This is a genomic window from Pseudomonas sp. 2VD (genome assembly GCF_005503585.1).
GTDB lineage: Bacteria > Pseudomonadota > Gammaproteobacteria > Pseudomonadales > Pseudomonadaceae > Pseudomonas > Pseudomonas aeruginosa.
In genome coordinates this window covers 1-14,047 of the sequence record NZ_SCND01000139.1, presented here as the reverse complement: position 1 = coordinate 14,047, position 14,047 = coordinate 1, and the positions used below count along the sequence as shown (strand labels likewise).

Below are 14,047 nucleotides of genomic sequence, written 5' to 3'. Positions count from 1 at the left end.
GGGGAAGTCAGGGGCTTCGGCGGTGACCGGGGTGCTGCTGTTGCCGGCCGGGTCGGTAACGATCACCGTCACCGTCTCGCCATTGGTCAGCGGCGGGTTCAGCGGAGCGGTGAAATTGCCGTTGGCATCGGCGATCACGGTGAGGTCCGGCTTGCCGTCGCCATTGGTATCGATGCCGACGCTCGCGCCGGCCTCGGCCTGGCCGCTGATGCTGCTGCCGTCAGGCGCTATCTTCAGGCCGCTGGCCGCCTTCGGCGGAGTGGTGTCCGGGGGCACCGAAGAACCGCCGCCGCCACCGCCGCCGCTGCTGTTGGAAATAGCCACCCCGGCGCCGATGGCCGCCGCACCGACCAGCAGCGCAGTCCCTGCGCTCATGCCACCGAGCACACCGGCGCCGGTCAGCGACTCGAAACCGGCCAGGCTTTCCTGCGGGATGTAGCCGGCCATCAGCGGCCCGTCGGCGGCGACCGGCGGCAGATCTACCGCCACCAGCTTGTCCTTGTCGGCCAGGAACAGCTGGCTGGAAGGCTGGCCTTCCGCATAGAAGTTGGCGATGCGTACGCTTTCCCCGGTCTTCAGCTGGACGATCAGGTCCGAACCGCTCTTCGAGTATCCCGCCACCGACTCCGGTGCGACATCGAGCGCGATATTACTGCTCTGGGAGAGTTTGAGTATCCCGTTTTCCGGAACCTCGACGGCAGCCGCAGAAGAAATACTCTGATCGATAGGGGTAACTTTCGCCTGGATCGACATTTCCGACATTCCTCTTGTCAAGCAGCGACCGAACGGCCGCACCATGTAATCCAGAAATAGCAGCTTTTAAATAAAAGGCGAGTCTGACTTTATATATAACGACTAAGAAAACCCCCATGAAAAATTCAATTTAGATAACCCCTGGAAAACATGCAGCCATTTAGCCATCACACGCCTATCTAATTGATAAACAATATATAATCAAAAAGTTATAATACTTTATAAACAACCCCCATCACCTGGCACGGCAAATCGACCAAATAACCCAGCGGGCAAATATCAGAACTCTACGATGCGTATTTCATAAAAAACCGGGAGAAATGAAATAGCACTTCCCGGCACCTCGTAGTTCGTCGGCGCGAGGCGACGGCAAGACGACCCCGACAGTTCCAACGGAAAGCATCGCCGGGCATCCCGCGAAGCGGCCTTCATCGTCCTGCAATCAAAGCGTCATCGTCACGATGCCAAGTTATCCAACCGATCCTCTCCCGCGAGCGACCATGCATCACGGTATCTCCCCGCCCCAGGACGCCGACCTGTTCGGCCTGATCTACGGTTTCCGTTTCCGCCCCGGCGAAGCGGGGCGGGAAATCGACTCGGCTACCGCCCTCGCCTGCCTGCGGCAGGCTCGCGAGGAGGCGCCGGACGAGTTCCTCTGGCTGCACCTGAACCTCGCCCATGCCGCCTGCGAGCGCTGGATGAAGAAGCATCTGGAACTGCCGGATTATTTCTTCGAAAGCCTGCGCGAGGGGTCGCGCTCGACGCGCATCGAACACGTTGACTCGGCGCTGCTGGCAGTGGTCAACGACGTGGTCTTCAACTTCGGCCTGGTCTCTTCGGACGTCGCCACCCTGTGGGTCTGCGCCCGTGGCCGGCTGCTGGTCAGTGCACGAGCGCAACCGCTGCGCTCGGTGGACAAGCTGCGCTCTTCGGTGAAGCACGGCGAACCTTTCCGTTCGCCCCTGCAGTTGCTGATCCACCTGTTGCGCGACCAGGGCGACGTGCTGACCCAGATCGTCCGCGAAACCAGCGTCGCAGTGGACCGCATCGAGGACCAGCTACTGGCCCTGCGCCTCTCCGCCAACCGCGCCGACCTCGGCGCCATGCGGCGCGTGCTGGTACGCCTGCAACGCCTGCTGGCGCTGGAGCCCGGTTCGCTGCTGCGCCTGCTCAACCGACCGCCGGAATGGCTACAGGATGCCGACCTGCGTGAGCTGCGCGAAGCCACCGAGGAGTTCTCCCTGGTGATCAGCGACCTGACCGCCCTGGGCGAACGGATCAAGCTGCTGCAGGAAGAGATCGCGGCCAAGCTCAACGAACAGAACAACCGCATCCTCTTCACCCTGACCATGGTCACGGTGCTGGCCCTGCCGATCAACATCGTCGCCGGCTTCTTCGGCATGAACGTCGGCGGGATTCCCTTCGCCGACGATCCTGAAGGCTTCTGGATCATGCTCGTGCTGGTCGCCAGCTTCACCTTCCTCGCCGGCCGCTGGGCCTTCCGCAAGCGCGGCGACTATTGAGCGTGGACAACGCCGGCGGACAGTGGTTAGGTTGACCGACCACCGTCAGCCGGACCTTCCATGAGCCTTTCCCCCGCCGATCTCAAGCAACTCCAGGCCGCCAAGAACCTGCTGGAGAACCCTGGACTCACCGCGCAACTCACCAGCCTGCTGGGCACGCCGATCGAATACGGCCTGAAGAAGCTGCCGCGGAAGGTCAACGAGAAGCTCGGTTCGGTGATCGAGGGAGCGCTGCTGAAAGTCGCCCGCTCGGCCACCGCCACTCTCCAGGAAAACGCCAGCGGTCAACCGGCGAACCGCCTGCATACCCTCGGCGCCGCCGTTTCCGGTGGCGTCGGCGGCTTCTTCGGGCCGCTGGCGATGCTGGTCGAGGTGCCGGTCACCACCGGCATCATCTTCCGTTCCATCGCCGACATCGCGCGCAGCGAGGGCGAGTCGATCAGGGACATGGACACCCTGATGGCCTGTATCGAAGTCTTCGCCCTCGGCGGCAAATCCGCCTCGGACGACGCGTCGGAGTCCGGCTACTACGCGGTGCGTACGGCGCTGGCCCAGCAGGTCAAGGCGGCCGCCGACTTCCTCGGCAAGGACGCCGGCAGCAAGAAGGCCGCGCCCATGCTCCTGGCCCTGGTGCGCAAGGTCGCCGAGCGCCTGGGCGTGCAGTATTCGGAAAAGCTCGCGGCGCAGATCGTGCCCATCGTCGGCGCCCTCGGCGGCGCGGCGATCAACACGGTGTTCATGAACCATTTCCAGGCCATGGCGCGCGGTCACTTCGTCGTCCGCCGCCTGGAGCGCCACTACGGCAAGGATGTGGTTCGCGACGCCTACGCCCTGCTACCACGGCGCGGCTGAGCATGCCGGCCCACGCGGTCAGCCTGGCGCCGGGCGCGGCGGCAGCGACGCGCCCGGTGTTCAGCGCCGTTTCGCTCGCGGCGGAGCCTCGCGCGGAGCCCGGCTGGAGCCGGGCCCCGCGCCGACTCAGAGCGCCAGGCCGGGGTTGTACAACGGGCGGAAAGCGCAATGGGTGGTGCCGGCGCTCTGGTTGTAGAAATAGTAGCGGCGACAGTCATTGTCGTAGTTGCTGGTGCCGACGTTGATCCGGTACGGACCGAAGCTGGCTCCCTGCAGGGAAACGAAGGCGCCGTTGTAGAGCAGCGAGAAATGCAGGTGCGGTCCGGTGGAGCTGCCACCCTCGCAGAGCGCGGTGTTGATGTTGCTGGCATAGACGCCGAGCTTGGTGTCGGCGCTGACCTGCTGGCCGTTGCTCACCTGGATCTGGTCCATGTGGTAGTAGTTGGTCGCCCAGCCGCTGGGGTGGGTCACCCGTACCTGGCAGCGCGACAACACCCGTACCGTGCCGGCGTGGGCGGCGACCACGCTGTAGGTCGCACTGCCCCAGCGCGGCCAGTCGTAGGACGCATCGAAGGACGAGTACGGATAGCCCGAGCCGGTGTTCGAATGCGCTCCGTTGGGCTGCCAGGAATAGCCCTGGCGCCAGGGCAATTGCATCAGGTTGGATGGCGGCGCCAGCGCGGCCTTCGCCTGGAGTTGCCGGGCCACGCGGTTGCGCGGCTGCAGGAGTTCCGCGGCCGGGGTGCCGAACAGGCGCTGGAAGGTCTGCGCGTAGGCGCCGAGCGGATTGCCGCCTTGCACGGCGGAGGCCTTCGCCCCCTCTCGCAACAGACCGAGCAGCGCGGCCGATGCCGCGTTCAGGCCGTCCTCGCCGACGGCCTTGCGCGCAGCCGCCTGGCGCAACTGGTATTCCTCGAAACCGTAGTAGCGCCGCGACAACTGCTGCAACACGTCGCGTACCTGGGCATCGAAGCCGCGTTTCGCCGACAGCCGCCCCAGCGGCGCCGCCAAGGCGCGCTCGTCCGGCGCACCCAACGGCCCGGACTGCATGACCATCAGGGTCAACAACACTTTCGGGTTGATGCTGTAGTAGCCGCTCCAGTGCTCCAGGTATTCGCTCTTGTCGCGCAGCGCCGGCGCGTTCAAGGCCAGGTAGGCCTCGAGGTCGAACGCCTCGGCGTCGCGACCGTAGAGGAACAGTTCGTCATTCAGCGGCAGGGCCACGCTGGGCAATTGCAACTGGCCGAGTAGCTCCGCCGAATAGCGGAAGGCCGGCAGGCCATCGTCATGGGCGTTGGCCGTGCCGCCCACGGCGAGCGCCAGCAGGGCGAAGAGGAACGGCGAGCGCGGGCTCGCCAGGGCGCGGGATCTTTTGTGCTGCATGGGTAGCTCCTGGTCATCGAAGGGAAACCTTGAAAGCCAGCAGCCCGGCGACATCGCCTCCGACGGGATAGCCTGGTCCGCTCCGCCGGTATTTCGCCCAGGCCGGGTTGCACGCCGCAGGACCGTGCAACGCCGTCACCCGGGAAGACAACTATCAGCTTTTGCAGTAAATCCGGTGCCCCGCTCCATCCGGCGGTAAAGCGTGCGGCAGCGCACCACAACCGAGCCGAATCGATCACAGAACGCCAGGCGCCGGAAATACTTCGATACAGTCTGCGCGCGCTCAGCGTTCCTCGGTGGAGGAGCCGTCGAGCGGATCGCGACGTGCCAGCTCGGCTTCGTCAAGGCCGTGCCCAGCGCCGATCTCGTTGCCATGCACGACCCTCAGGCGCTTGTCCGCGGGGGATTCGCCACCCCGCTCGGCCGGCGATCGGGCGCCGCTTTCGTCGATCAGGGTCTCCGGCGCCAGATCGTCCATGCCGACGTTATCCTGGTAACCGTCGTCCTCGTCTGGCTGCCCGCCGGCGTGGCCCGCCTCGCGTACCCGCCGCGGGGAAAACTCGGCTTCCACCTCGGCCTCGGGCCGCTCGTCGCCGATCCGTGCCTTGCGCGCCTGGCGGCGCTCGTCGAAATCGAGTTCGCGTATCGAACCCATGCGGTCCTGAATGTCGTCGATTTCCTGGGGTGTGGTTTTCCGTCGTGTAGCCATGGCGACCTCCGTTACGAATGGCGAGCGCGCACCGCGAATGGCGCAACGCCCCTGTCCGGTCGACCGGCGAGGCGCCGGAAGATTCAGGAAATCCAACCGACGGCGGCTGCCTCGCTACCGCGGTGGCGGGCAAAAAAAAGCCGGATCGGCCCGGGGCGGGCTGGACGATCCGGCGTAATCGAAGCGCGGGACGTCGCGCACCTTGCCGCCGGCACGGGCGGGAGGTGGCGCACAGCGTTTCGCAGGGAATGACCACGGCATCGGCCGGTGGTCCAGGGGGAGTCAGGTCGGCACGGCTTCCTCGAGATAGTCGATGGCCTGGCGCACGGTCTCGATCCGTTCCGCATCGTCATCGGCGATCTCGACGCCGAACTCCGCTTCCAGGGCCATGACCAGTTCGACCACCTCGAGCGACTCGGCACCGAAGTCGTTACGGAAATCGCTGTCCAGCCGGATGTCGCATTCCTCCACGCCGAGCCGGGCGGCTACCAGCTTCCTCTCTCTGGTCTCGATGTCGTCCATGCATTGCGGTCCCACTGCCCGGCCCTGGAAAAAAGTGCGGCTACTAAAGCCTCCGTCCCCGCCAGCGACAACTGCCAGATCTGGCAGTGGCGCTGCGCCGGAGCGCGGCCGCCGCAGCGCGCCGGTCAATCCGGTGGACGAAGCGCGACGCAAGGATTCGAAGTCCGTCACAGGGCGCTTCCCGGCGTATGCGCAATCACCCGCGCCTTCCCTCGCGGCAGGCTTTCGGGCAGTTCCGCCAGGGCCCGGCGTGCCTGCTCCGGGTCGAGGTAGTCGCCCCGCTCCACCGCGAACAGCTCCTGGCCATCGCGCAGTTCGCGGCGCAAACGCAACGACAGGCCCGGATGCCGCTCGATCAGCGCGCGCATGAAGGCTTCGCTGCTGCCCTCGACCAATCGCACGGCGTAGCGCTGGGGTGACGGCGGCTGCGCCGCGTGCGTGCCTTGGCGAACCTCCAGCACCTCGCCGCCGCGACCGTCGCCCAGGGACGCCGGGTCCGCCAGGCGCGGCTTCTCCATCAGCACCGGGGCTGGAGCCGGATAGCTGCGCGGCGAGCCAATAGGTGCCGGTGCGACCTGGGCGGAGGGACGCAGGTCGATGGCGCCGGCATCCTCGAACAGCGGGCGTACCGGTTCGCCGGCAGCACCGCGCAGCAACTGGATGGAACGGTAACGGCCATGGCTGATGCGCTCCAGGCCGGCGGCATCGCGGACGATGCTCGGTCGCAGGAAGACCATCAGGTTGCGCTTCACCCGGGTCTCGCGGGACGAGCGGAACAGCCGGCCGACGCCGGGGATGTCGCCCAGCAGCGGTACCCGCGAATCGCTGCGCAGCAGGTCGTCCTGGATCAGTCCGCCGAGGACGATGACCTGGCCGTCGTCGGCCAGTACGGTGCTCTTGATCGAGCGCTTGTTGGTCACCAGGTCCACCGCCTTCGCCGCCAGGGTGGCGGTTGGCGCGATGGAGGATATTTCCTGCTCGATCTCCAGGCGCAGCATGCGGTCCTCGCCGATGTGCGGCGTGACCTTGAGGGTCACCCCGATATCCTTGCGCTCGACAGTGGTGAACGGATTGCTCGAACCGCTGGCGCTGGTGGTGTAGCTGCCGGTCTGGAACGGCACGTTCTGGCCGACCAGGATTTCCGCCTTCTGGTTGTCCAGGGTCAGCAGGCTCGGCGTCGACAGCAGGTTGCTGCGGCTATTGCGGCTCAGCGCGGTGACCAGTGCGCCGAAATCGCGACTGCCGAGGCCGACTATCGCACCGTCGGGCAGCTCTGCCGGCGGCTTGCCGGCCTGCAACGCGCCTAGCAGGGTGCCGATGGACAACCCGCTGTCGGCGAAGCCAGCGCCGCCGGCGACATGCCCGCTACGCAGCGCCCATTGCACCCCGAGGGCGTCGCCGATCTCGCCGGACAGCTCGACGATCGCCGCCTCCACCAACAGTTGCGCACGCGGCACGTCGAGCTGGCGGACGATGTCCTCGAGCAGACCGACATCCTCCGGGTCGGCGAGGATCACCAGGGCATTCAGCGATTCGTCGGCGCGCACCAGCAGGCCGCGCTTGCCACGCCCCCGGCCATCCTGGCCCCGCTCGCCGTGCAGCGATTCGCCGATCTCCCCGAGGGTGGCGGCGAGGGTCTTGGCGTCGCCATGGCGCAGGCGGATCACCCGGCTGTTCGCCGACCGCGACGAGGGGACGTCGAGCGACTGCGCCAGCCGCAGCAAGCGCGCTCGCGCCTGCGGCGGCCCGAGCAGGACCAGGCGGTTGCTGCGGCTGTCGGCGAGGACCTGGACGGTGGCGGCGCTCTTCCCGGCGGCCGGGGTGACGCTGCGATCGAGCACCTCGGCGATTTCCGCGACCCAGGCATGGCGCATGTCGTAGATGCTGTAGTCATGTTCGCCGGCCCGGTCGAGGCTGCGCACGATCGCCTCGATGCGCTCGATGTTGGCGCGGCGGTCGCTGACGATCAGCGCGTTGGCCGACGGCACGGCGGCCAGATGGCCATGGGCCGGGACCAGCGGCCGGATCATCGGGATCAGTTCCGCCACCGAGGTCTGCTGCGCCTGGACCACCCGCGTCTCCAGGCTGCCCGGCCCATCGCGGACGGTCTTCTGCGCGGCGTCCTGGCGTGCCTCCATGTTCGGCACGATACGCGCCTGGTCGCCCTGCGGCAGCACCGCGTAGCCATGGGTGGCGAGCACCGAAAGGAACAGTTGGTAGACCTCCGCCAGGCTGAGCCGCGCCTGGGATACCACCGTGACCCGTCCCTTCACCCGCGGATCGACGACGAAGGTCTGGCCGCTGATGCTCGATACCTGCTCGATGAAGTCGCCGATCTCGGCATCCTTCATGTTGATCGTCCACTGCTCTTCCTCTTGCGCGGCGGCAGTCGCGGCAGGTGCCGGATGGACCGGCGGCGCCAGGCCGAGGACGGCCAGCGACAGGACCAGGAACAGCGGAGACAGGCGCTGGGCGGAACGGGTACTACAACGTGGCATGGGTGGTTTCTGCCCCTTCGGCTTTGGGGAAATACAGACGTTCTTCATAACCCTGGTCGCGCAGCACCACATGGTCGCGATGAACCGCCAGCAGCACGGTGCCGGGGCGCACTTCGGCGCCCGGCAGGAAGCGCTGCGAGCGCCCGGCCACCGCGATCAGCGCCGCCGAGCGGTCCTCGCGACGCGCCAGGAAGCAGGCCAGCAGGCGTAATTGCAGACGCTCGCCCGCCGTCGCGCCGCGCGGCGACGGAGCGCCACCGAACAAGCCGGCTAACGCCGCGTGCGGGGCCGCTGAAGGGTTGGCTGGCGGCGCCGGGGCCGCTGCGGCGGGCAATTCCGCCAGCTCGCGGCGCAGCGAGCGCGTCTGGCTGGCCAGGCTGGCGCTGAGCAACGCCAGCAGCAGCACGCAAAGCACAGCGGGCGCATGCCCGGCCAGGCTGCGCAGGGAAACGAAAGACGATGGAAGGTGACGCGACATGCAGCAGGCGGATTCCGGCAAACGGGCGCGCTGCATCGACGCGGCTCGCCCAGGGGCGGCGAGCATAAGGGATGGGGCTGCGGCCTACGGCCGCGAAAGGGCAAAACTGTTAAGGCTGCCCGCTTTGATCCTTCGTGGCGGGAACTGGCCCACAAAACGCCAGGCGCGGGAAAGGCCTCAGCGCTTGCCCATCGAACGACGGGTACCGCGCGGCGCCATGCCGGGACGCTGGCCCTTGTCGTGGATCTTCCGCTGCGGATAGAGCTGGGCCTGGTTCTTCTTCGCCAGGGCGGCCTTCAGCAACGCGCTGGCGTCGCTCGGCGCGGCCTGGGCCGGAGCGTCGTCGGAGGAAAGGGCCTGGGGAAGAGCGTCGGGAGCGGAAGCCATGGCGTATCCGGATCGGGGGAAATCGTGGGGACGCGATTATACATGGCTGCCCGGCTGTCCGGCAGCACCTGCCGGCGTATCGCCACCGGTCAACGCAGTTGCCACCAGCCCGGTAGCAACCGGCGCACCCTGGCCTGAGCGAAACGGTCGTCGATCAGGTGCACCACGCCGCGATCGCTGCGGCTGCGGATCACCCTCCCGGCGGCCTGGACCACCTTCTGCAGTCCCGGATACAGGTAGGTGTAGTCGTAGCCGTCACCGAACAGGCGCTGCATGCGCAGGCGGATCTGCTCGTTCACCGGATTCACCTGGGGCAACCCGAGGGTGGCGATGAAGGCGCCGATCAGGCGCTCTCCAGGCAGGTCGATGCCTTCGCCGAAGGCACCGCCGAGCACGGCGAAGCCGATGCCCTCGCCGCCCGCGACGAAGCGTTCGAGGAAGGCCCGGCGCTCCGCCTCGTCCATCCGTCGCGTCTGGCTCCAGCACGGCACCCACGGGTATGCCTGGCGGAAGACGTCCAGCGTCTGCTGCAAGTAATCGAAGCTGCTGAAGAAGGCCAGGTAGTTGCCCGGCCGCTGGCGAAACTGCTCGCCGAGAATCGCCGCGATGGGCGCCAGGGAGGCCTGACGCTGCACATAGCGCGTGGAAACCCGACGCTGTATGTGCACCTCCAGTTGCTCGGCGCTGAATGGCGAGTCCACTTCCAGCCAGGGCGTGCCCGCCGGCAGGCCAAGCAGGTCGGCGTAATAGTCGCGCGGCCCGAGGGTAGCGGAGAACAGCACGGTGGAGCGGCTGGCGGCGAAGCGCTCGGCGAGAAACGCCGCCGGCACCACGTTGCGCAGGCACAGCCGGGCCAGGCTGCGGCCGTTGCGGCCTGGGCGCTTCTCGATGTCGAACAGCGAATGCTCGCCGAACAGCTCGGCGAGACGGCCGAACTGCAGGATCGCGAAGTAGAACTCCTGCAACGCCGGCTCCAGCGCCTGCGGTTGCTCGGCGAGCAGGTCGTTGATCGCCGCCACCGCGTTCTGCAAGGCCAGGAGCAGCTTCTGCGGTGGCTCGTCGTAGGCCTGGTAGTCGTCCGCCTGGGTCTTGCCCAGTTCGTTCCAGGCACGCTGGATGCGCTCCAGCGGTTTCCTCAGGGCCTCCGGGGCGGTCTTGCGCACACCGAGGAAATCGCCCTGGTCGAGTTCGGCGGAATACATCCGCCGGCCGCGCTCCACCAGGTTGTGCGCCTCGTCCACCAGTACCGCCACCCGCCACTGGTTGACCTGGGCCAGGCCATGGAGCATGGCGCCGAGGTCGAAGTAGTAGTTGTAGTCGCCCACCGCCAGGTCGCACCAGCGCGCCAGTTCCTGGCCCAGGTAGTAGGGACAGACCCGGTGCGCCAGCGCCACCTCGCGCAACCGCGCCTGGTCCAGCCAGCGCGCCTCCACGGCGGCGGCGCGGGCCGCCGGCAGGCGTTCGTAGAAGCCCTGGGCCAGGGGACAGGATTCGCCGTGGCAGGCCTTGTCCGGGTGCTCGCAGGCCTTGTCCCGCGCCACCAGTTCCAGCACCCGCACCGGCAGTCCGCCGGTCTCCCCTTCCAGGCTGCGCAGGGCATGCAGCGCGAGGGCCCGGCCCGGGGTCTTGGCGGCCAGGAAGAACAGCCGGTCCAGGCGCTGCCCGGGCATCGCCTTGAGTTGCGGGAACAGCGTGCCGATGGTCTTGCCGATCCCGGTCGGCGCCTGGGCCATCAGGCAACAACCGGCGGAGGCGGCCTTGTACACCGCCTCCGCCAGTTGCCGCTGGCCGTGGCGGAATTCGGCGTGGGGAAAGCGTAACGCGGCCAGTTCGCGGTCGCGCCGCTGGCGGTGCGCCAGTTCCTGCTCGGCCCAGGCGAGAAACGCCTGGCACTGGCTCTCGAAGAACAGCCGCAGCTCGTCGGCCCGCACCCGCTCGACGAAGCGGGTCTCCTTCTCGCTGCCGACCTCCAGGTAGACCAGCGCCAGTTCGACTTCCTCCAGCTTCCGTTCGGCGCAGAGCAGCCAGCCGTAGACCCTGGCCTGGGCCCAGTGCAGGTACCGGTGGTTGGCCGGTTGCAGGGCGAGGTCGCCGCGGTGGGTCTTGATTTCCTCCAGGCAGTTCGCCTGCGGGTCGTAGCCATCCGCCCGGCCGCGCACCTGCAAGTGACGGTAGCGTCCGTCCAGCGCCACCTCGCGCTGGTAGTGAGCGGGGCGCCGGGAGGTCACCAGGGTATGTCCGGCGATGCCTTCCAGGGCGCTGGGCGACGGGGTGAAGCGCAGGTCGAGGTCGCCGCGCTTGGCGCTGAACTCGCAAAGCGCGCGCACCGCCACCTGGTACAGCGCCTCGCCGCCCTGCTCAGTCATCGACATGCCAGCGCACGTAGCAGACCGCCACCGGCATCTCCCGCTCGCGGCAGAATTGCAGCCAGCGCAACTGGTTGTCCTGCAGGCGGTCGCCCGGTCCCTTGACCTCGACCATCCGGTAGCGACGCTGCGCCGGCCAGAACTGGATCAGGTCCGGCAGGCCAGCGCGGTTGCCCGGGATATCCTCCAGCAGGCGTTCGAACCAGGCGCGCAGGTGGGCCGCCGGCAGGCAATCGAGCGCCTGTTCGAGCAGTTCCTCGCCAAGCAGCTCCCAGTAGACGAAGGGCGACTGCAGGCCGAACTTGTCGCGGTAGCGACAGCGGATCGCGTCGCGGTAGCTGCCGTCCTCCAGCCGCCCCAGGCAGGCCTCGAACAGGGCGGCGCGGCGCTGGCGGAAGTCGGCGCTGTGCAGGTCCGCCGGCGCGCTGTGGAAGGGATGGAAGAACGCCCCGGGAATGGCGGCGAAGATCGCCTCCCAGCAGAGCAGCCCGAACAGCGAATTGATCAGGCCGTTCTCGACGTAGTGCACCGCGCAACCGGGCTCTTCCAGGTGCTCGCGGACCGCACCCTCGACGCTACAGGGTTCGCTCGGGAACGCCAGGCACAGGTCCAGGCGTTCGATTTCCGGAGCCGCCGCCCGCGCCTGTCGCGGCAGGCCGAGCTTGCCTTGCAGGCGCGGCAGCAATCGGGCCAGGCCCTGGCGTTCGGCGTCGCTTTCCGGCGCACAGCTGGCCTCCCGCGCCAATGCATGGGCTTCGGCGAAGCGCTCGCCACGTTCCAGGCTGCGAATCGCCCGCAGGCGCGCGCCGGGGTGGCTGGATTGGCGATAGAGCCGCTGGGCCAGGTCGAAATCCCGCTGCTTTTCGCAGTACTGGGCGAACTGGAACAGCAGCTTGACCCGCCGCCCTTCCAGCCAGGGATTGGCGTAGGGTTCGCCCGGCAGGCCGGCGAGCAGTTCCTCCAGCGGCTCGCCGAGGTCGAAGCGCTGGCGGCAGTCGAACAGGTGGAGATAGGCGTCGACGTCGGCACGCAGGCGAAAGCCGCGGGAATCGGCGGAAAACTCGACGCTTTCGTAACGATAGATACCCAGGTCGGCAAGGACGAACTCCGACCAGTCCTGCCACAGGTTGCCGAAATACATCAACCGCAAGCGGTCGCAGAGCGCCATGCAGCGCAACTCGTAGACCGGTTCGGCGAAGTCGGCCTGCCACTCGGCGAGCCGCCGCGCCTCGGGGAACAACGGCTGGAGCCGTTCCAGCAGCGCATCCTTGCGCAGGTTCGCGCGCCCGAGATGGTCCCTGAACAGCTGCGACAACTCATCCTTCTTCAGCAAGCCGAACAGTTGCGCCAGTTCCAGGGCCGGCTGCGCGTCCACCCAGCCCAGTGCCAACAGCGGTTGCACGGCGGCGCGTGTGTCGCCGATCTCGGCATAGGCCAGCTTGCCTTCGCGGAACAGCGTGCCCTTGCGCATCACCATGCGCACCAGCAGGGCCTGGCTGGCCTCGGGCAATTCGGCGAACGCGGCGATGAAGGCACGTTCCTGATCGTCGAGCAGATCGGCATAGCGTTCGCCGATCCAGGCGAGTACCGCGCGGAAGTTGTGCAGGTAGTAGAAGGGTTCGGGAAGCGCTGGGGAATTCACGGGAAGCGGAGCCTGGTACTGTTCATGCATACAGATACCAGCGCCCCCACGGCTTGGCAATGCGCATCCGATCAAGCGTCGCCGGCCTGGCGACGACTATCCAGGCACAAGGCATTCGTTATATAAAAATATTAACAACGAAACCTGCCCCGTATCGGTCCCGATGAAGAAGATCCGCCAACGCAACCTGCAACTGATCCTCGACGCCGCCTGCGAAGTCTTCGCCGACTGCGGCTTCAGCGCCGCCCGGCTCAGCGACGTCGCCGAGCGCGCCGGCGTGGCGAAGGCCAACGTGCTCTATTACTACCGCTCCAAGGCGCAACTCTACGAGGCGGTGCTGGACAGCATCGTCGAGCCTCTGCTGGAAGCCTCCCGGCCATTCGCCGGTGACCAGCCGCCCGCCGAGGCGCTACGCGCCTACGTCGACAACAAGATGCGCATCGGCGCCGAGCGGCCGCACGCGGCCAGGGTCTTCTCCTGCGAGATCATGCGCGGCGCGCCGCGCATGCCGGCGGCGCTGCTGGAACGCCTCGACGCCCAGGCGGAACGCAACGCCGAGCGCATCCGCCAGTGGATCGACGAAGGCCTGCTGGCGCCGCTGGATCCGTACCACCTGCTGCTCAACCTGTGGGCGATGACCGAGTCCTATGCCCTTGGCGGCTGGCAACTGGCGCGCCTCACCGGCCAGGCCGGGCTGGACGCGAGCGACTACCGGCAGGCGGCGGAAAACATCGTCCGCCTGGTCTGCGCCGGCTGCCTGGCACTCCCCGGCGAGGCCGCGCAGCGTCGGCGTTTCCGCGCGCTGGCCGGCTGAGCGACTTGCGCCAGATCAATTTCCGCGTAGCGCTATATTCCAAAAGCCATAGCGAACCCCTAAGCTTGCGCCAGCCCCGTCCGCCAACTTCGTTCGCCCCCCACAGGAGCACTCCATGAC

General features: G+C 67.4%; 12 protein-coding genes. 3 read left to right on the top strand and 9 right to left on the bottom strand.

The features are described from left to right. The coding region (locus FFS27_RS16520) for an Ig-like domain-containing protein (protein WP_137952101.1) at positions 1 to 753 on the bottom strand (753 nt) is incomplete at its 3' end. 500 nt (positions 754 to 1,253) lie between these two features. On the opposite strand from FFS27_RS16520, the gene FFS27_RS16515 reads away from it, so the two are divergent. Further along, positions 1,254 to 2,276, top strand: a complete 1,023-nt coding sequence (locus FFS27_RS16515) for a transporter (RefSeq protein ID WP_003106674.1) — start codon at positions 1,254 to 1,256, stop codon at positions 2,274 to 2,276. A 60-nt stretch (positions 2,277 to 2,336) separates the two neighbouring features. Beyond that, on the top strand, positions 2,337 to 3,128 hold the full coding sequence (locus tag FFS27_RS16510; RefSeq protein WP_003106675.1) for an EcsC family protein: 792 nt from the start codon (positions 2,337 to 2,339) through the stop codon (positions 3,126 to 3,128). Positions 3,129 to 3,254: 126 nt separating this feature from the next. Here the strand turns inward: FFS27_RS16510 and lasA are convergent, their stop codons facing one another. From lasA to fan1, 8 genes are all read right to left on the bottom strand, one after another. Then, a complete protein-coding gene (lasA, locus tag FFS27_RS16505; RefSeq protein ID WP_003139897.1) occupies positions 3,255 to 4,511 on the bottom strand; it encodes an elastinolytic metalloprotease LasA in 1,257 nt (418 codons plus the stop codon). A gap of 283 nt (positions 4,512 to 4,794) precedes the next feature. Next, positions 4,795 to 5,220 (bottom strand): hypothetical protein, encoded by a 426-nt coding sequence (locus FFS27_RS16500; protein ID WP_003088094.1) that lies wholly within the window; start codon positions 5,218 to 5,220, stop codon positions 4,795 to 4,797. 282 nt (positions 5,221 to 5,502) lie between these two features. Further along, positions 5,503 to 5,742, bottom strand: coding sequence for an acyl carrier protein (gene acpP, locus FFS27_RS16495; protein ID WP_003108704.1), 240 nt, complete (start codon positions 5,740 to 5,742; stop codon positions 5,503 to 5,505). A gap of 167 nt (positions 5,743 to 5,909) precedes the next feature. Further along, on the bottom strand, positions 5,910 to 8,240 hold the full coding sequence (gspD, locus tag FFS27_RS16490) for a type II secretion system secretin GspD (protein ID WP_023101341.1): 2,331 nt from the start codon (positions 8,238 to 8,240) through the stop codon (positions 5,910 to 5,912). Then, positions 8,227 to 8,754 carry a type II secretion system protein N gene (locus tag FFS27_RS16485; RefSeq protein ID WP_003108706.1) on the bottom strand — a complete coding sequence of 176 codons (528 nt, stop codon included), beginning with the start codon at positions 8,752 to 8,754 and terminating at the stop codon, positions 8,227 to 8,229. The genes gspD and FFS27_RS16485 overlap by 14 nt, the downstream gene beginning before the upstream one ends. A 141-nt stretch (positions 8,755 to 8,895) precedes the next feature. Beyond that, entirely contained in the window at positions 8,896 to 9,105 is a 210-nt protein-coding gene (locus FFS27_RS16480; protein ID WP_003088087.1) for a hypothetical protein, read from the bottom strand. A gap of 89 nt (positions 9,106 to 9,194) precedes the next feature. Further along, a complete protein-coding gene (locus FFS27_RS16475; RefSeq protein ID WP_023101342.1) occupies positions 9,195 to 11,471 on the bottom strand; it encodes an ATP-dependent DNA helicase in 2,277 nt (758 codons plus the stop codon). Continuing rightward, positions 11,464 to 13,143 (bottom strand): nuclease Fan1, encoded by a 1,680-nt coding sequence (gene fan1, locus FFS27_RS16470; RefSeq protein ID WP_021264656.1) that lies wholly within the window; start codon positions 13,141 to 13,143, stop codon positions 11,464 to 11,466. Before fan1 ends, FFS27_RS16475 begins: the two co-directional genes overlap by 8 nt. Positions 13,144 to 13,276: 133 nt before the next feature. Between fan1 and FFS27_RS16465 the strand changes: the two genes are divergently transcribed. Continuing rightward, a complete protein-coding gene (locus FFS27_RS16465) occupies positions 13,277 to 13,927 on the top strand; it encodes a TetR/AcrR family transcriptional regulator (protein ID WP_021264655.1) in 651 nt (216 codons plus the stop codon). Positions 13,928 to 14,047: the final 120 nt, after the last annotated feature.